The organism is Spirosoma sp., from assembly GCF_048594605.1.
Classification (GTDB): domain Bacteria; phylum Bacteroidota; class Bacteroidia; order Cytophagales; family Spirosomataceae; genus Spirosoma.
In genome coordinates, this window is the sequence record NZ_JBMDWV010000411.1 from 1 (window position 1) to 18,016 (window position 18,016).

15 protein-coding genes are annotated in these 18,016 nt (G+C 50.5%); 10 read left to right on the top strand and 5 right to left on the bottom strand.

Going from position 1 to position 18,016, the window contains the following annotated elements; genetic code table 11:
* Positions 1 to 197: 197 nt before the first annotated feature.
* The 3 genes from ACOJS8_RS25600 to ACOJS8_RS25610 all read left to right on the top strand — a co-directional run bounded on the left by ACOJS8_RS25600 (position 198) and on the right by ACOJS8_RS25610 (position 3,737).
* Complete coding sequence (locus ACOJS8_RS25600) at positions 198 to 1,193, top strand: mevalonate kinase (protein WP_420151399.1); 996 nt, start codon at positions 198 to 200, stop codon at positions 1,191 to 1,193.
* 81 nt (positions 1,194 to 1,274) lie between these two features.
* Positions 1,275 to 2,141: a UTP--glucose-1-phosphate uridylyltransferase GalU gene (galU, locus tag ACOJS8_RS25605; RefSeq protein WP_420151400.1), complete on the top strand. Its 867-nt coding sequence runs from the start codon at positions 1,275 to 1,277 to the stop codon at positions 2,139 to 2,141.
* Between the two features lie 75 nt (positions 2,142 to 2,216).
* Positions 2,217 to 3,737 carry a sulfatase gene (locus tag ACOJS8_RS25610; RefSeq protein WP_420151401.1) on the top strand — a complete coding sequence of 507 codons (1,521 nt, stop codon included), beginning with the start codon at positions 2,217 to 2,219 and terminating at the stop codon, positions 3,735 to 3,737.
* Positions 3,738 to 3,794: 57 nt separating this feature from the next.
* On the opposite strand, the gene aspS is transcribed toward ACOJS8_RS25610, so the two are convergent.
* The 5 genes from aspS to ACOJS8_RS25635 form a co-directional block, all read right to left on the bottom strand.
* Complete coding sequence (gene aspS, locus ACOJS8_RS25615) at positions 3,795 to 5,567, bottom strand: aspartate--tRNA ligase (protein ID WP_420151402.1); 1,773 nt, start codon at positions 5,565 to 5,567, stop codon at positions 3,795 to 3,797.
* A gap of 136 nt (positions 5,568 to 5,703) precedes the next feature.
* Complete coding sequence (locus ACOJS8_RS25620) at positions 5,704 to 6,843, bottom strand: saccharopine dehydrogenase NADP-binding domain-containing protein (protein WP_420151403.1); 1,140 nt, start codon at positions 6,841 to 6,843, stop codon at positions 5,704 to 5,706.
* A gap of 147 nt (positions 6,844 to 6,990) precedes the next feature.
* Complete coding sequence (locus ACOJS8_RS25625; RefSeq protein WP_420151404.1) at positions 6,991 to 8,460, bottom strand: amidohydrolase; 1,470 nt, start codon at positions 8,458 to 8,460, stop codon at positions 6,991 to 6,993.
* Between the two features lie 352 nt (positions 8,461 to 8,812).
* A complete protein-coding gene (locus ACOJS8_RS25630) occupies positions 8,813 to 9,370 on the bottom strand; it encodes a DUF4136 domain-containing protein (protein WP_420151405.1) in 558 nt (185 codons plus the stop codon).
* Positions 9,371 to 9,566: 196 nt separating this feature from the next.
* A complete protein-coding gene (locus ACOJS8_RS25635) occupies positions 9,567 to 10,160 on the bottom strand; it encodes a hypothetical protein (RefSeq protein WP_420151406.1) in 594 nt (197 codons plus the stop codon).
* Between the two features lie 222 nt (positions 10,161 to 10,382).
* Here ACOJS8_RS25635 and ACOJS8_RS25640 point away from each other — a divergent pair, with 222 nt between their 5' ends.
* The 7 genes from ACOJS8_RS25640 to ACOJS8_RS25670 form a co-directional block, all read left to right on the top strand.
* A complete protein-coding gene (locus tag ACOJS8_RS25640) occupies positions 10,383 to 11,309 on the top strand; it encodes a polysaccharide deacetylase family protein (RefSeq protein ID WP_420151407.1) in 927 nt (308 codons plus the stop codon).
* Positions 11,310 to 11,475: 166 nt separating this feature from the next.
* A complete protein-coding gene (locus ACOJS8_RS25645; protein WP_420151408.1) occupies positions 11,476 to 11,910 on the top strand; it encodes a YybH family protein in 435 nt (144 codons plus the stop codon).
* A 104-nt stretch (positions 11,911 to 12,014) separates the two neighbouring features.
* Positions 12,015 to 13,007: a Gfo/Idh/MocA family protein gene (locus tag ACOJS8_RS25650; protein WP_420151409.1), complete on the top strand. Its 993-nt coding sequence runs from the start codon at positions 12,015 to 12,017 to the stop codon at positions 13,005 to 13,007.
* Between the two features lie 259 nt (positions 13,008 to 13,266).
* Complete coding sequence (locus ACOJS8_RS25655; RefSeq protein WP_420151410.1) at positions 13,267 to 14,619, top strand: Gfo/Idh/MocA family protein; 1,353 nt, start codon at positions 13,267 to 13,269, stop codon at positions 14,617 to 14,619.
* 33 nt (positions 14,620 to 14,652) lie between these two features.
* Entirely contained in the window at positions 14,653 to 15,420 is a 768-nt protein-coding gene (locus ACOJS8_RS25660; protein WP_420151411.1) for a glucosamine-6-phosphate deaminase, read from the top strand.
* Positions 15,421 to 15,430: 10 nt separating this feature from the next.
* The gene (gene nagA, locus ACOJS8_RS25665) at positions 15,431 to 16,594 is read left to right on the top strand and encodes an N-acetylglucosamine-6-phosphate deacetylase (protein WP_420151412.1); all 1,164 of its coding nucleotides are present in this window, start codon (positions 15,431 to 15,433) and stop codon (positions 16,592 to 16,594) included.
* A 108-nt stretch (positions 16,595 to 16,702) separates the two neighbouring features.
* Positions 16,703 to 18,016 (top strand): sugar MFS transporter (locus ACOJS8_RS25670; protein ID WP_420151413.1); only part of this gene is annotated, 1,314 nt, incomplete at its 3' end.

Sequence of the window (18,016 nt, forward strand, 5' to 3'; positions counted from 1 at the left end):
AAGAAAGCGTGGAGAAAAATGACTTAAAAGAGTAGATTATTTTATACATACGACTTACAAACGCGCCCGGGAACGTTCCCGGGCGCTTTTTCTTTGACGGATTTCGTTTACAATTCTTTAGGCTAACGATTCTTTCGTAAACTTGTCGTTTAATTGTTCAGCCAAACCAGCGGAAACGGTTTTCCGCACCAGTTACGTTGCTCATCGAAACTCGCGCTTATGCCCGGGCGGGCCTGCTCGGCAACCCGTCCGACGGTTTTTTTGGTAAAACCATTGCTATCAGTGTTCGCAATTTTGGCGCGTCGGTAACGCTCTATCGTTCGCCCGAACTGCACATCGAACCTCAGCCACAGGATACAAACGTATTCAGAAGTTTACATCATTTACGGGATGCAGTTAGTACGCTCGGTTATCATGGAGGAGTGCCGCTGCTGAAAGCGGCCATCAAGAAGTTCGCGGAATACTGCGAAGCCGAACAGATCCGGTTACCGAACAAGAACTTCTCGATTCGTTATAATACGTCAATCCCCCGGCAGGTGGGCTTATCGGGGTCCAGTGCCATTATTGTGGCTACGTTCCGGGCGCTGATGCAGTTCTATGGCATCGAGATTCCGCAGCCCATATTACCCAACCTGGTGCTTGCCACAGAAGCTGAGGAACTGGGCATTACGGCTGGGTTGCAGGATCGCGTCATTCAGTGCTACGAAGGGTGTGTGTATATGGACTTTGACCAGGCTATCATGGAACGTCAGGGCTACGGTGAGTATGAGCCCATTGATCCTCGTCTGTTACCGAAACTGTACATTGCTTACAATACTGATCTAGGCAAACAATCGGGTCGGGTGCACAACGATGTGAAGGGGCGATGGCTCAAAGGCGAACCGTTGGTTGTCGAAACCATGAATGCTATTGCTAACGTAGCGCGCGAAGGGCACGAAGCCATTCAGCGGCAGGATACGGAAGCACTGCATGAACTGGTCAATCGCAATTTTAACCTGCGTGCCACCATTTATAATATCAGCGACCGCAACCGAAGCCTGATCGAAACGGCCCGCGCCTGTGGAGCCTCTGCCTCTTTCACGGGTTCAGGAGGCTCAATCATTGGCCTCTACCGCGACGATGCCATGTTGAACCGGCTGTTCGTTGAACTCCGAAAAATAAACGCCCGCGTTATTAAGCCGTATGTTGTATAGCATAGGGCAGTGGGTGAAGGGCATGGGGTTAAATCTATGACCTCTACACGCCCTCTGCCCTCTGCCCTTACCCCTTTGCTCATGATAAAAAAAGCCGTTATCCCCGCTGCCGGACTTGGAACCCGGTTTCTGCCTGCTACGAAGGCTCAGCCAAAAGAAATGCTGCCCATCATCGACCGTCCCACGATTCAGTACGTTGTGCAGGAAGCCGTCGACTCGGGTATCGAAGATATTCTGATCATTACCGGGAAAGGTAAGCGGGCCATCGAAGACCATTTCGACCGAAACTTCGAACTCGAAACCCGACTCGAAGAAAAAGAAGATCAGTTGTTACTGGACGAAATGCGCCGACTCTCCGACATGGCCAACTTACACTACGTTCGTCAGCGCGAACTGAATGGTTTGGGCGATGCGATACGTTACGCGCGCCATCACGTTGGTAACGAGCCGTTTGCCGTTCTTCTGGGCGATACGATCATGGATTCGGTAATCCCCGTTACGCAGCAGTTGATTGATACGTATGCACAGTATGGCTGCTCCGTAATTGGGGTGGAAGAAGTGCCACACGACAAGGTAAACCGCTACGGCATTGTTGGTGGAAAATCGCTGAGCGATCGGATTCTGGAGCTGGATCAACTGGTGGAGAAACCTGCCATTAGCGAAGCGCCCTCAAACCTGGCTATTGCCGGACGTTACGTACTGACGCCGGAAATCTTCTCTATGCTCGAACAAACGCCCGCTGGTAAAAACAACGAAATTCAGTTGACCGATGCCATGCTGCTGTTGCTCAAACGCGAAAATCTGTATGCGCACCGTATTGAAGGAAAGCGGCACGACATCGGCAACAAACTCGATTTCCTGAAAACAACCGTCGAATTTGCTCTGAAGCGCCCCGAGTTCGCCGACAAGTTTCGGGCCTTTCTGGAAGAAATCGTCAGAAAAGAATAAACTTGCTGTAACGCGGGTAAGACCTCGCAATCACGACTAAAAATTGCGGGTTCTTACCCGCGTTACAGCAAGTTCATGCACACGAACTACACGCTTGGTGGTATACTTACCGGAGTCCTGCTTGGAATTTATAGCTGGCTATCTCCAGGGATAGATTATAACGTAACGTACCACCCGAAAGCGACCGCGCAGCTCAGGGCAGATTCCCGACCCAATATTGTGCTGATTGTAGCCGACGATCATGGCCGGGAAGCGGTTGGCTGTTATGGAAATACAGCTATACGCACCCCACACATTGATCAGTTGGCAGCGGATGGAATTCGTTTCTCGAATGCTTTTTGCACAACAGCCAGTTGCAGTCCAAGCCGGTCGGTTTTGCTGACGGGTTTACACAATCATACCAACGGCATGTACGGCCTGGAGCATCAGGTGCATCATTTCAATTCGTTCGATACGGTACGTTCCTTACCCGTTTTGCTCGAACAGGCTGGCTACCGAACGGCTCGGATTGGTAAGTTTCACGTAGCGCCGGAGCGAACGTATCATTTTCAGCAGGTATTGAAAGGCGGTGGCACGAATGATCCGGCGTCGATCGGCCGTAGCCCCGTAGAAATGGCTCGGTATTGTTATGATTTTCTAAAAGAAAAATCCGACCAGCGTAGCGACGCCCGCCCTTTCTTTCTATACTTTGCGAGTGACGATCCGCACCGGAGTAATACCGTTGGGTCTGATGGAAAGCCAATTTTCGATGGATCGAAGCCAAACGTATTCGGCAACCGACCCGGCGGTTATCCGCAGGTAGGCGATCATTTTTACCAGCCACGAGAGGTTAAAGTTCCCACGTATTTGCCTGATACAAAGGCTTGTCGGGCTGAGCTGGCGCAGTACTACGAATCCGTTAGTCGGATTGATCAGGGCGTCGGACGATTGGTTGACTACCTGAAAGAGGCCGGTCAGTACGACAATACGTTGATTATTTATCTGTCCGATAACGGCGCACCATTCCCCGGTTCAAAAACAACCTTGTATGAGCCCGGTATGCGTCTGCCGTTCATTGTTAAGCTCCCCAAATCACACAAGAAAGGATTCGTGCAGGACGCCCTCATTTCGTGGGTCGACGTAACGCCCACGCTGCTCGATTTTGCGGGCGTCACCAACGTAGCAAAGCAGGGCCGTTCGTTTAAGAACATAATTGAACAGGAGAATGTAACGGGTTGGGATGAGGTCTATGCGTCGCATTCGCTACACGAAATAACCATGTATTACCCGATGCGCGTACTACGTGAACGCCAGTATAAGTTGATCTATAACGTAGCACATGCCCTGCCGTTTCCGATGGCGCTTGATCTGTACAACTCGTTTACGTGGCAGGACATCCTCCGAACTAAACAAAACGTGTATGGGAAACGTAGCGCAAACGCTTTTCTGAACCGGCCAAAATTTGAGCTTTACGACTTGCAGGCTGATCCTGATGAAGTGAAGAATCTGGCGGCAAACCCAAAATATACCGCTACGTTGAAACGGATGCAGGAGAAATTAAAGCGCTTTCAGCAGCAAACCCGCGACCCGTGGGTGAGCAAGTGGGAGTTTGAGTAAACTAAAAGTGGTGTCAGGTTCGAAAACCTGACACCACTTTTAGTTTACTCAAACTCGCTATTTCACAACCGTCGATGCGATTTTCAATTCATCCAACTGCTTGTCAGAAATAGTTGACGGCGAATCGATCATGACGTCGCGGCCCGAGTTATTTTTCGGGAAGGCGATGAAATCGCGGATGGAATTTTCGCCACCGAAGATCGAACACAGCCGATCGAAACCGAAGGCGATACCGCCGTGCGGAGGAGCACCGTATTCGAACGCATCCATGAGGAAACCAAACTGCGCTTTCGCTTCTTCGTCCGAGAAACCCAGAATGCTGAACATGCGCGCCTGTAAGTCGCGGTTGAAGATCCGGATGGAGCCACCACCCACTTCCGTACCGTTGATAACCATATCGTAAGCGTTTGCCCGAACAGCGCCCGGATCGGTTTCGAGCAGCGGAATATCTTCCGGTTTGGGCGACGTAAAGGGGTGGTGCATGGCAAACCAGCGTTGTTCTTCTTCGCCGTATTCGAGTAGCGGAAAATCGAGCACCCACAAGGAGCTGAACACATTCGGATCGCGCAGACCCAGCCGGCTACCCATTTCCAGACGGAGCTCACTCAACTGCTTACGAGCCTTAGCCGCATCGCCCGAAATAATAAGCATCAGATCACCGGGTTTCGCGCCAAAATGAGCGGCCCACTTCTGCAAATCCTCTTCTGAATAGAACTTGTCGACCGACGATTTTAACGTGCCGTCTTCGTTGTAGCGAACGTAGATCAGCCCTTTCGCACCGATCTGCGGACGTTTGATCCACTCCGTCAATTCATCGAGTTGTTTGCGTGTGTAATGCGCGCAGCCAGGAGCATTGATGCCCACGACCAACTCCGCCGAATCGAATACGCCGAAGCCTTTTCCAGAGGTCATATCGACCGTATCGAACGTACCTTTTAGTTCCACGAACTTCATGTCGAAGCGCGTATCGGGTTTGTCGGAACCGTAGAACCGCATCGCGTCGGCATAGGTCATGCGTGGTACTTCGTCCAGTTCAACTCCCTTTACGGCTTTGAACAGATGCCGAATTAGCCCCTCGAACATGTTCAGAATGTCTTCCTGCTCCACAAACGACATCTCGCAGTCGATCTGCGTAAACTCTGGCTGACGATCAGCGCGAAGGTCTTCATCGCGGAAACACTTCACAATCTGATAATACCGGTCAAATCCCGACACCATCAGCAATTGTTTGAACGTCTGTGGCGACTGCGGAAGCGCGTAAAATTCGCCCGGGTTCATGCGGCTGGGTACGACAAAATCGCGTGCTCCTTCGGGCGTTGATTTGATCAGAACCGGCGTTTCGACCTCAATAAAGTTCTGTCCATCCATGTAGAGCCGCGTTTGCTGAGCCATTCGATGGCGCAACTCCAGATTCCGGCGAACCGTATTCCGGCGCAGGTCGAGGTAGCGGTATTTCAGGCGGAGGTCGTCGCCCCCGTCGGTATCGTCTTCAATGAGAAAGGGCGGTAATTTAGCCGGATTCAGGACGGTCAGCGCCGTCACCTTCAGTTCAATATCGCCCGTCGGTAAATTTGGATTTTTTGACTTCCGCTCGATGACCGTTCCTGATGCCTGAAGGACAAATTCGCGTCCGAGTGAACGGGCAATGGTAAAGAGTTCGGGTGCCGTTTGACCGTCTTCCAGCAGAAGCTGTGTAATACCGTAGCGGTCGCGGAGATCAATCCACAACACGCCACCTTTATCGCGAATGGTCTGGACCCAGCCGGTCAACGTAGCCGTTTTAGTAGCGTCAGCAAGGCGGAGTTCCCCGCAAGTGTGCGTTCGAAGCATTTCTAATGATAGAGTTGTTGAATGATTGAATAATCGAATTTTTGAAGAAGGCATTCAATCATTCAATCATTCCGTCATTCAATCATTAAGATTTGCCGCAAAGGTACAGACTCCGACCGCAACGGGCAAGGTAATCTTAATAACATCCAATCGGTTTAGAACGGCTAACCGAAGGAAGGCTGGTGTCGGGTATGAAGCGTAGTTTTGGGCGAGCGCTGGACTGGCGGGCAACCACCGCGCGTCTTAAAATCGGCTTTCCGAAGCTGTGGTCGGGGGCGAGGCCAAAACCAAGCTGTGGAAACCGATATGCCAGCGTTTGAATGTAGTCAACCTGTTCCAGCACGGGCGTTCCAATACCAAAATGGCTGGAATGATGGGCGACTGCCAGCAGCAGCGTTTCGGCCAGAGCCGCGTGCGAAACGGAATCAGGCAATCCGACGGAGCGCTGGAGGAACCGCAGTGTTGGCGTAGCGACTAAACCACCATCGATAATTGTTACGTCGGGGCGTTTCGCAAACGTCGATTGGGACGTAGCGTTGAAGGGTGTATCGTTCAGAATAATGGCACCGACTTTCAGGTGATGAGCTTGCAGTGTATAGTCAGGCGTACCTGCCAGAATAACAATATCGGCTTTCTGAAGCAGATCAGGCTGTTGTGAGACCATCACATCAACCGATGCGTTACTTGTTCGCAGGCTGGCTGCTACCTGATGGAGCTGGTGGTTGTTACGATCGATGAGCAAATACCGTACCTCGTTCTGGTGATGAGAAAGTAACGTACTGACCAGTATACCAACGGAACCCGTAGCCCCTACGATGGCTATAACTGGTTTAGGGTTATGACATTCACGGATCAATTGAGCCGTTCGTTGCCACAACATGACGCCCGTGAATACATGCCCATTGGTAATCGATAGATAAGGATTCTGAGCGATACGTTTCCCGGCCTGTGTGATCCGCGAGATCAGGGCATCCATTCCTAAAATTTCTACTCCTTTTGAAGTGGCCAGCGCCAGCGCTTCTTCCAGATGCGGCAGGAAGGCATCTGGCTGCTCCATCAGTTGCTGACTGGTGTAGGGCAGTACGATGATATGGCCTTCTGGCTCTGTTACGTTGTGGGTCAGTGTTAGGTCGCTCCAGATACACGGCGCCAGCGGACGATGACGTAACGCAAACCGATAGACCGCATCCGGAATCCATCCGAGTGGAGTACTCAGCAAACGAAAACCTGTTCGATGGCTGCTGCCGAGGTGAACCAGAAACGCGAATTTTTTCATAACCTTGATTCCGGTAGATTAAGACTAAGCGTATAAATACGTTAGTCGGCTTGGGGAGTTCTACGGGAAACAAGAGTGGAAATGTTATGACGCAGAGATACACAGAGAAAACCTTTGTAAACCTCTGTGTATCTCTGCGTCATGGCCTTATTTTCGGTAATCCAGCGCCGGTTTACGGTCGCCGAGCAGCGCTTCGTATTTGAAGTCAGCTCCGCGTTTCTGCTTCCATTCGGCGGTAGCTTTTTCAATAACGGCGGGCGTTTTGTAGAGATCTAAAGCCGTTAGGGCCAGTGTTTTGGCGGCTACCAGCATACCCTTCTGCCCGATACTCATGCCACTGGCAGCCGTCGATTGCCAGCTGTGTGCCGATGACCCGGGCACCCACGTAGCGGTCGACAACCCAACCGTAGGCACTACCCAACTGACGTCACCAACATCGGTAGAAGCACTGCTGGTCGTGGTTTCGGACGCCGTACGGAAGTCACGTACCTGAGCGGCACTTTCGATGGCCACTTTGGGTCCATTGAACGTTGTGCTAATCTTATTGGCAAAGGCTGTTTCTTCAGGCGTATAGTTGACTCCGCCCACCGTTTGCAGGTTCTGGTGCATAATTTCAGCCAGCGTTACGTTCGGCAATAAATTGTAAACGCCACCCAGTACTTCCCATTCCACTTGCGTACCGGTTCCTTTGGCTGCTCCTTCGGCCGCATTTTCAATACGTTTCCAAACACTTTGCAGAATCTCGCGGTCTTTATGGCGAGCGTAGTAGTAGACCTCCGCAAAGGCCGGTACTACGTTAGGCGCTTCGCCACCTTTTGTGATAACGTAGTGAATGCGCGTATCTGACGGAATATGCTCGCGCATCATGTTGACCATGTAGTTCATCGCTTCCACACCATCCAGCGCCGACCGGCCCCGCTCCGGCGATGCAGCCGCGTGAGCTGCAATTCCTTTGAAGCGGAATTTGGCATTTTTATTCGCCAGCGACGAACTGGCATCCGCAGCATTGGCGGCTCCGGGGTGCCAGTGCAACACTACGTCGACATCCTTGAACAACCCTTCACGCACCATGTACACCTTCCCCGAACCACCTTCTTCAGCCGGACAACCATAAATCCTGATCGTTCCAGAATGACCGGATTTTTTGAGCCAATCCTTCACCTCAATCGCAGCCGCTACCGACGCCGTCCCGAACAGGTTATGACCGCAACCGTGCCCACCTTTTTGCCCGGCAATCGGCGTAAATTCGGGCTTGGGTTCTGTAGCCAGACCGGGTAGTGCGTCGTACTCACCCAGAATGCCGATGACGGGTTTGCCCGAACCATACGTAGCGACAAAAGCCGTTGGAATCCCTGCTACGCCCGTTTTTACGTCGAAACCTTCTTTTTTAAGTTGCTCTTCCAGTAGGGCCGAACTCTTCTCTTCTTGATAGCCCAATTCCGCAAAATCCCAGATTTGCTTCGAGATACCCGCATATTCCGGAAACCGTTTATCCAGATCGGCAATAACCGTTTTCTTATCAGAGTCAACATTGGGAACAGCCGCTTTTTTCGCTTTGGGTTGGGCCACCGCAAGTAATGGTAATAAGAGCGTTACTGCAAGAAATTGTGATTTCATAGAATTTTATTCTAAAAATTAGGTTGTAAGTCGATAAAAATACGGCAAAAAGAAGAGCAAGGCAATATTAGGTAACGTAGCATTATCTTTACGGCGTAAGCTTTTATACTATGCCGACCCCATTTGATCAGAGCCTGTTAATCACTTATATCCGAAAATTTACCCGGCTCAAACAGGGTGGGTCAAGCCTCGTCGGCGATGTTGTCAAGGCAGGTCATACTCAAAAACAGAAAACTCGCTGACTGATTGTCATCCTTCTGTAGAAAGCTTATTAGTTTTTCACAATCGTTTGTAAAAAACAAAAGCGCAGCACTCCGAAGAATGCCGCGCCTTCTGTGGTTTTGTTGAGCGTTTAATATTTGTCGGCCCGGTAAGGGTATTGGTTGAAAATCAGATTGACGGCTTCACGAATTTTGCCCTGCTGCCGGTTGAAGCCGTTATCAGACGTTAGGCCAGAGGCTAAACCCGTCCAGACGACCTGGTCGGTTTTGGTATCGACGAGATTCACGAGGATAGTACCCGGCTGCACCTTAATGTCCTGTTCGTCGCCTAGGGACTGTACTTCGCCAGCGCTAAAATAATCGGATCCGGTATTGGTGTAGCCTTTGATCGTAGCCGGCTTGTCAAATACCCGGAAATTGGCAATCAGGTCAGGATTCTGCCGTGTGAATTTGTAGCCCCGGCCGTCCATCGCGAAACCGACCGCATCACGCACCTGTTTTTTCAGAACCAGATCATTGAGAAAATAAAGTCCTGGATCAAGTTTGTTGTCCACCTGGGATGCCCACACATACGATTTGTATTTGCTAAAATCGGTGTTGGGTTTAGCTTCGCTGTTTACCGTAACATTCTGCGCCTGAGTCAGGCCTGTCGCCAGCGCTAGTGCAGCGACGAAAAATAACCGTTTCATAGTCGTTTACTTTAGATAAGGTTGTACGAACTTTCTTATCAAAAACACGCCCTATGCTGGTAAGTTGTTAAAAATCAGTTAAATGTATACATTCCTTCATTTAAAAGTCATTAATATTTACGGGGTTGGAGTCAGGCCATGGTTCTGCCGGTAGTTTGGATAGAGAAGCAATAGGCCGATGCTCGTTAGCCTTTTGTCAATAGTTCCACTGTAGCCCAGCCGTATTAAAAGCAATCTGTCGCGAGCCCTGCCCGGCAAATTCAACGTCGACGAGCATGTTTCGGGCGGCTTTCATTCGTTTGATCAACTCACGCTCGGAGTTGAAAAAGATAACGTTGGCACTCCCATTTTCGGCGGCTGAAAAGGCGTACGTAGCGGGTGATCCGCCGTCGAAACGAACGCGGGCTTTGCCTTCCTGAAAACTCCGGTTGAATTGGCCTTTCGACACCTGAATGTACACATGCGTATCGTCTGCGCGTTTACGAATGGTGAGCGTAGCAACAGAACCGCCGTTGTAAGGAAACTCAAATTCGAGCGGAGTGGGCGAACTAATGGACGCTTTATAAACGCTACGTCCTTCCCTGTCAGTTGTTTTTGAATACTGCCACGTATCACTTCCTGTCACGACGCCATTTTCGGAACTGGGGTGGGTCGATGAAACGGCAGTCGATTGTGTAGCCCTGTCAACGATGGCTTTAGCGGAGTCGGTTGTTTCGGTCTGAGTGGGTTTTTCGTTGCCTGAGCAAGCGGTAAGAAAAAATAGACTGAGTACGCAAAGCTGAGCTTTCATAGAAGACAAAGGTATTTTTTGCACGATCGCTGCTGATTCGTTTTCGTTAATAACGCGAACGTAGCGTCGATGGGCTGATACGTAGCAACGATAAAAGATCGATACTTTTCAGGCATATTCATGTTTTTTGGCTAAATACTTTCGAAAAGTTTAATCAGAATCAACGTTTTAATCTACGAGTCGCCTGACTTTTTATTAAGTTTGGGAACATTTTTATTACGTATGTTCATTCGTCAAGCAGTATCTTTTGCAGCAGCTATCGGTCTGTCTGTTTTAGTGTCCAACGGTTTAACAAGTTGTCAGTCAAAGGGTTCAACTTCAGATAGTACGTCATCTGCCGATTCCGCAACGACCGGCGCGACAGCTAAGGAAAACACAGCAGCCGCTACGTCGGTGCCTGACCCGACCAGTATTCCCGCCAGTAAAATCGCCGATGCCGCCACGATTCTGGCGCGTCCGCAGGTGCCCGTTCTGTGTTATCATCAGGTTCGCGATTGGCGGGCTACCGACTCCAAAAGCGCGAAAGATTACATCATTCCGGTTGCGGCTTTCAAGGAGCAGATGCAGATGCTGGCCGACAGTGGTTACCACTCGATTCTGCCCGATCAGCTGTATGCGTACCTGACTACGGGCGCGCCGTTGCCATCAAAACCGTTCATGCTTACGTTCGATGATGGCGATCTGGATCAGTATGAAGTGGCTGCGCCTGTACTTGAAAAACACGGCTTCAAAGGGTCGTTTTTTATCATGACCGTAGCCATTGGTCGCCGGGGAAAACAGCCGTATATGGACAAAACGCAGATCAAAGATCTGGCCGACCGGGGTCATACGATTGGCTGCCATACCTGGGATCATCACAATGTAAAGAAATACCAGGGCGACGACTGGAAAATTCAACTGGAAGAGCCGAAAGCCAAGCTGGAAGCCATTACGGGTAAACCGGTCCGTTATTTTGCCTATCCGTTTGGTTTGTGGAACAAACAAGCCTTGCCCGAACTCCAGAAGCGGGGCTATCTGGCGGCTTTTTCGCTGGCCGATAAACGCGACGATCAGATGCCGCTTTACACCATCCGGCGGATCATTGCGGGTGGACAGTGGAAAGCGTCGACCATGTACCGAAACATGATTCAGAGTTTCGACGATAAATAAATCTCCGATTTAACAAGAATAGAAAAGCGGCCTAAGGTCGCTTTTCCTGTTTTATAGGGTTTCGTTCGCTAGTCGATTACTCGTAATGGAAGCACCGGACGCTTTATTATTTTAACTACATTCGATGTAACTATGTCTTTATCAGTCACAACTAAACCTGTACCTAATGATCAGACTGCTTAACCTCGTTACGTTATGTTTATTGACGGCAATGGTCTGTTTGGCTAAGCCAAAGCCTGCCTCTGCCGAAGACCAGATACGTCAGGCTTTAGATTCGACCTCGGCAGGCTGGAACCGGGGCAACCTGCAGCAGTATCTGGGTGCTTACACGCCCGATGCGCAGGAAATGGGTCCCAATGGTCCAAGAGGAGGTGTAGAGGTGATCGAAAATACCATGAAAAAAGGCTTCTGGAAAACGGGTCGGCCGCTTCAGCAATTACGTTATGAGCAGATTAACGTTCGTATGTTGGGTAAGACCAACGCCTTAGTGACGGGTAAATTCGTACTAACCGGTGGAGATAAACCTGACCGGACCGGGTGGTTTACGACCGTATGGGAAAAAAGCAGAGACGGCTGGCGGATGATCTTTGACCACTCATAAGAGTGTTAAATTCGATGGAGTATATTTTCTTTCAAATTATCTCTACTGCTACGTACTGTTTGCTGTAAAATAAACAGTGACCCTAAATCGATTTCATAAATCAGATGTACACCCGAAGGACTTTTGTTAAAGGAGTAGCCGCTACCGCGTTGAGTCTGCATTTACCAGACATGTATCAGCAAATGCCTGCACCCGGCAAACGCATTGGAATTATCGGCCTCGATACGTCGCATAGTACCGCCTTCACGAAAGTTCTCAATGCATCCGATGCACCGGCCGACTACAAAGGATATCGGGTCGTGGCGGCCTATCCGTACGGCAGCAAAGACATAGAATCGAGCACCTCACGTATTGCCGGATATAGCGAAGAGGTGAAAAAATCCGGTGTCGAAATCGTTATGTCGATTGGGGATTTGCTCGAAAAAGTAGACGTAGTACTGCTGGAAACCAACGACGGGCGGCTGCATCTGGACCAGGCGACGCAGGTTCTGAAAACGGGCAAACGGCTGTTTATCGACAAACCAATTGCGGCTTCGCTGGCCGACGTAGTGGCTATTTTCAAGACCGCGAAAAAATACAATGTGCCTATCTTTTCGTCGTCATCCCTGCGGTATATCAAAGGTCTGGAAGGGCTGGAGAAAAGTCAGGTTTTGGGCGCCGATACGTTCAGTCCTGCTACGTTGGAAAAGACGCACCCGGATCTGTTCTGGTACGGGATTCATGGCGTCGAAACACTGTTTACGGTAATGGGACGGGGGTGTCGGCAGGTCGTTCGTGTTCATACAGATAGTACCGACGTAGTGGTAGGTACCTGGGCCGATGGCCGAATTGGTACATTTCGTGGAACGCGGACGGGTAAGCCCGGTTATGGAGGAACCGTCTACACCGAAAAAGGGAACGTAGCACTGGGGCCATATATGGGTTACGAGCCATTGCTCCGTGAAATTATCCGCTATTTTGAAACAGGAAACGTACCGGTGCAACCCGAAGAAACGCTGGAAATCTTCGCCTTCATGGAAGCCGCAGATGAAAGCAAGCGGCAGGGCGGAGTTCCGGTTAAGCTCGAAACGGTCTTGAGTAAAGTTGGTCGATTATAGCACGTTCTAGCACGTAATGTTTTCGGGAAAATAGAACCTGTTTAAACTTTCTAAAATTGATATAATCGAGTCGTGTCTTTGTCATTCAGAGCGGATGGAGGAATCTCAAGCGTGACTAATGGGATAATTGAGATTCCTCCCTCCGGTCGGAATGACAAAATCAGACCGGTTTTTGACCAAAAATAAAAAGTATAAACAGGCTTATAGCCTCAATAAGGAATTGATTCGTAGTGTTATAGAGATCACCAATTCAAAGAGAATGAATACGCCAAACGATTCGCGTAGGGAGTTTATCAGAAAGACGATAGCCGGGGCGGCAACTTTGTCAATAGGCGGTATATTGCCCGGCTTCAGCGCCCGAAGTTATGCCAATATTGTAGGAGCAAACGAGCGTATACAGGTTGGCGTAATGGGCGTCAACAGTCGGGGTTTGGCTTTAGCCTCAAACTACGCACTTCAACCGAATTGCGAAGTGATGTACATCGCCGATGTGGATTCGCGGGCAGCAGATAAATGCATTTCGACGGTAGAGGGTATCCAGAAAAAGAAGCCTAGAGCGCAGCCCGATTTTCGGAAAGCGCTGGAAGACAAGGATATGGATGCCCTGGTTGTAGCCGCTCCCGACCATTGGCACGCACCGGCTGCTATTCTGGCGTCGAAAGCGGGAAAATACGTGTATCTGGAAAAGCCCTGTAGCCATAATCCGCACGAAGGCGAATTGCTGGTAAAAGCGGCCGCGAAATACAAAAATGTGATCCAGATGGGGAATCAGCGCCGGACGTGGCCGAACGTAGCAGCCGCCATAGGGGAAGTCAAAAACGGCGTGATTGGCCGACCCTATTTTGCCAAAGGCTGGTACACCAACAACCGACCGTCGATGGGTATTGGTAAAACCGTGGCTGTACCGTCCTGGCTGGATTATGAGTTGTGGCAGGGGCCGGCTCCGCGTCAGGCGTTCAAGGATAACCTGATTCACTACAACTGGCATTGGCGCTGGCATTGGGGAACGGGCGAATGCCTGAACAACGGTACGCACATGGTCGATCTGATGCGCTGGGGATTGGGCGTCGATTACCCAACGCGCGTTACGTCGTCGGGAGGACGCTACCGCTATCAGGACGATTGGGAAACACCCGATACGCAGGTGGTTAACTGGGAATTTGCGAACAATACCAACATGACCTGGGAAGGCCGAAGCTGCAACGGCCGGACCGTGGAGGGCAACAGCGTTGGGGTTATTTTCTACGGCGAAAAAGGCTCGCTCCTCATCGAAAGCGGTAATTCGTACAAAATCTTTGATCTGGAGAATAAGCTGGTCAAAGAAGTACAGAATGATTTGCCGATCGATCCGCGCGATCGGATGAATCCGTCGCAGAAGCTGGATGCGTTTCATATCCAGAATTTTTTCGATGGCATCAAAAAAGGTACGCCGTTGGCATCCGACATTGTCAGCGGGCACAAAAGCACCTTGCTTTGTCAGTTAGGCAACATCGCGCTACGTTCCGGCGACACGCTTCGCACGGACCCCGCTAATGGCCATATCAGGGACAATCCAAAGGCGATAAAATTGTGGCAACGCGAATACCAAAAAGGCTGGGAACCAACTGTTTAACGTAGCGAAGCCGTCGCATAATTCAAACCAACTATGAATGAACTAAGTCAGCAGGTGGATGCCCTGCGAGTGCGTGTTTTTGAGACCAGAAAAGCAATGGGTACAGCCGCCGGGAAGGACGTAGCAGCCAAAATCAATGAGCTGTTGCGGGAAAAAGAAATCCTGCGAATCGTGTTTGCGGCCGCACCATCGCAGAACGAACTACTGGATTATCTGGCTAACGATCAAACGATTGACTGGTCAAGGATCGACGTATTTCACATGGACGAATACGTTGGTTTGTCGGTCGATGCGCCCCAGCGATTTGCCCATTTCCTGACCCAGAAATTATTCGCGAAAGTGAATCCCCGAACCGTGAATCTGATCGATGATTCGGCGGGGGCCGTTGCCGCCTGCGAACAGTACGCACAGTTGTTAAAACAGGCGCCTATCGACATCGTTTGTCTGGGTATCGGCGAAAATGGGCATCTGGCTTTCAATGATCCACCCGTTGCTGATTTTGTTGATTCTGAATTGATTAAGCGCGTGCAATTAGATGATGTTTGTCGTCAGCAGCAGGTAAACGACGGCTGTTTTGCTACGTTCGACGACGTACCGGAAGAAGCGTTGACGCTCACCATTCCGACCCTGTTATCGGGACAACATTTGTTCTGCGTCGTTCCCGGACCCACAAAGCACGATGCCATTCAAAACACCTTGTACGGCCCGATCACAACAGAATGTCCTGCTTCGATTTTGCGACAGCACCCCGCTTGCACGCTCTACGTAGATCGGGATTCCTACGGACAGCCCGTATTATAAAAAAACGGATATGACCCATTCCGATCAGCGTGTTTCCGGGCGTCATTATCAAACAGGCGAAGCCATAACTGTTACGTGGCAGGATGGCTGTATTCGTCAGATTGAAACGGACATGAATTTGTCCGGCGATCTGCCATTGATTGGCCCTGGACTGATCGACTTGCAGGTCAATGGCTTTGGCGGAGTAGATGTGAATAGTGATACGTTGACTGTTGAACAAATCGATACGTTGACGCAATTGCTATGGAGTCAGGGTGTTACGTCCTATCTGCCAACCGTGATTACCAACTCCAGCGAACGTATCAAAACGGCGCTACGTACCATTCGGGAAGCCTGCGACCGTTTTCCGATGGTTAGGAAAAGTATTGCTGGCTTTCATCTGGAAGGGCCGTTCATTTCAACCGAAGAGGGTCCCGTTGGGGCACATCCCAAAGCCCACGTGAAACCGCCGGACTGGTCGCTTTTTGGGGAATTTATGGAAGCGTCGGGTGGTCTAATCCGAATCGTTACGTTATCGCCTGAATGGCCGGAATCTGCCGATTTTATCCAAAACTGCGTAGCTGCTGGTGTTATCGTTTCGATTGGTCATACAGCCGCTACGTCGGAGCAAATTCGGGAGGCCGTAGCGGCTGGTGCGCGACTGTCTACGCATTTAGGAAATGCATCGCATCAGGTTCTGCCTCGCCATCCGAATTATATCTGGGACCAACTCGCGCAGGACGACTTAACCGCCTGTGTAATTGCCGACGGTTTTCATCTGCCCGATTCGGTTTTGAAGGTGGTCATGAACGTAAAAGGTGAACGAGCGTTGCTGGTCAGCGATAGCGTCGGTCTGGCGGGTTGTGAACCGGGGCAATACAGTACGCACATCGGCGATAACGTAGTGCTGACGAAAGAAGGGAAACTTCATCTGGCCGGAAAACCGAACGTACTGGCAGGCTCGGCTCAGCCGCTGATCTGGGGCGTTCAGCATTTGCTTTCGTGTCAGCTTGCTACGTTACCGACAGCCTGGAATATGGCTTCGTTGGGGCCGGGTCGTTTGCTTGGGCTTCCTCAATCGAAGGGACTGACGGTTGGCGCTCCAGCCGATTTGGTTGTTTTTGACCAGATAGACGATAAACTACTGATTCTGGAAACGCACAAAGCTGGGCAAAAGATGTACCAGCGACAGTAGAAATACAGCGTTGATCTGTTCAGAGTAGTGACGTCTACGGCTTCAGCTCGTAAATCGTCTCAATTCAGGTACGTATTGAAGTCCGTAGATACATTAACCTATACGCACATGATTACTTCGGAAACCATCGACAATCCGGCCGCTACGTCCCGAGGCACAACGGGATCGATTGTGATTATTGGCGTCATGTTTTTCATTTTCGGCTTTGTTACGTGGATCAACTCCATCCTGATTCCGTACTTTAAAATCGCCTGCGAACTCTCTCATTTTCAGTCGTATCTGGTAGCCTTTGCGTTTTACATTTCCTACCTGGTTATGTCAATGCCAGCCGCGTTGCTCCTGAAAAAAGTGGGCTTCAAGCGGGGCATGATGTTCGGATTCTTTATCATGTCGGCGGGGGCGTTGCTGTTCATTCCGGCGGCCTATACCCGCACGTATGTTGTATTTTTGACGGGGCTGTTTACGATTGGCACCGGACTGGCGGTGCTGCAAACGGCGTCGAATCCCTACGTAACGATTTTGGGGCCTATCGAACGGGCGGCTCAGCGGATGAGCATTATGGGCATTTGCAATAAAACGGCGGGCATTATTGCCCCGTTGCTTTTTGCGGCTGTAATCCTGAAATCGACGGATGCTGAACTATTTAAGCAGTTGCCGCTTATGTCGGCCACCGACCGGGCCGTGGCGCTGGACGAGCTGATCCGTCGGGTGATTGTACCGTATGCCTGTGTAGGTATTGTGCTGTTTGGACTGGGCCTGTTCATTCGCTACTCTCCCCTGCCTGAAATCGATACCGAAACCGAATCCGAAGAGCTGGCCGTTGCCAATGCAGAAAAAACCAGTATTCTGCATTTCCCGCATCTGGTGCTGGGTGCGGTGGCCATCTTTTTTCACGTGGGTTCACAGGTTATTGCGATTGATACGGTAATCGGTTACGCTGGTTCGATGAATATGTCGCTGCTGGAAGCCAAAGGATTTCCGGCCTACATTCTGTTTATGACCATTTGCGGATACGTAGTGGGCATCATCACCATCCCGCGATTCATTAGGCAGGTCAATGCGTTACGTATCTGTACGGGTTTGGGATTGTTGCTGAGCCTGGGCATTATTTTCTCGCATGGCGAGGTGAATGTTCTGGGCCATCGCTCCGACGTATCGCTCTGGTTTCTGGTGAGCTTAGGGCTGGCCAACTCGCTGGTCTGGGCAGGTATCTGGCCACTGGCCTTAGATCGATTAGGGCGTTTTACCAAAGCAGGCGCATCGCTGCTCATTATGGGCCTGTGTGGCAATGCCATCATGCCGCTAATTTATGGGTACCTGGCCGATGCGTTCACGTTACGTCAGGCGTATTGGGTACTGGTTCCCTGCTATTTGTATCTACTCTTTTATGCCGTTTACGGTCATACATTAAAACGGTGGCGA

Bases quoted from the DNA above. Each gene is read 5' to 3' on its own strand.
- galU (WP_420151400.1), top strand. From the start codon at position 1,275: ATGATAAAAAAAGCCGTTATCCCCGCTGCCGGACTTGGAACCCGGTTT.
- ACOJS8_RS25610 (WP_420151401.1), top strand. From the start codon at position 2,217: ATGCACACGAACTACACGCTTGGTGGTATACTTACCGGAGTCCTGCTT.
- aspS (WP_420151402.1), bottom strand. From the start codon at position 5,567: ATGCTTCGAACGCACACTTGCGGGGAACTCCGCCTTGCTGACGCTACT.
- ACOJS8_RS25620 (WP_420151403.1), bottom strand. From the start codon at position 6,843: ATGAAAAAATTCGCGTTTCTGGTTCACCTCGGCAGCAGCCATCGAACA.
- ACOJS8_RS25625 (WP_420151404.1), bottom strand. From the start codon at position 8,460: ATGAAATCACAATTTCTTGCAGTAACGCTCTTATTACCATTACTTGCG.
- ACOJS8_RS25630 (WP_420151405.1), bottom strand. From the start codon at position 9,370: ATGAAACGGTTATTTTTCGTCGCTGCACTAGCGCTGGCGACAGGCCTG.
- ACOJS8_RS25635 (WP_420151406.1), bottom strand. From the start codon at position 10,160: ATGAAAGCTCAGCTTTGCGTACTCAGTCTATTTTTTCTTACCGCTTGC.
- ACOJS8_RS25640 (WP_420151407.1), top strand. From the start codon at position 10,383: ATGTTCATTCGTCAAGCAGTATCTTTTGCAGCAGCTATCGGTCTGTCT.
- ACOJS8_RS25645 (WP_420151408.1), top strand. From the start codon at position 11,476: ATGATCAGACTGCTTAACCTCGTTACGTTATGTTTATTGACGGCAATG.
- ACOJS8_RS25650 (WP_420151409.1), top strand. From the start codon at position 12,015: ATGTACACCCGAAGGACTTTTGTTAAAGGAGTAGCCGCTACCGCGTTG.
- ACOJS8_RS25655 (WP_420151410.1), top strand. From the start codon at position 13,267: ATGAATACGCCAAACGATTCGCGTAGGGAGTTTATCAGAAAGACGATA.
- ACOJS8_RS25660 (WP_420151411.1), top strand. From the start codon at position 14,653: ATGAATGAACTAAGTCAGCAGGTGGATGCCCTGCGAGTGCGTGTTTTT.
- nagA (WP_420151412.1), top strand. From the start codon at position 15,431: ATGACCCATTCCGATCAGCGTGTTTCCGGGCGTCATTATCAAACAGGC.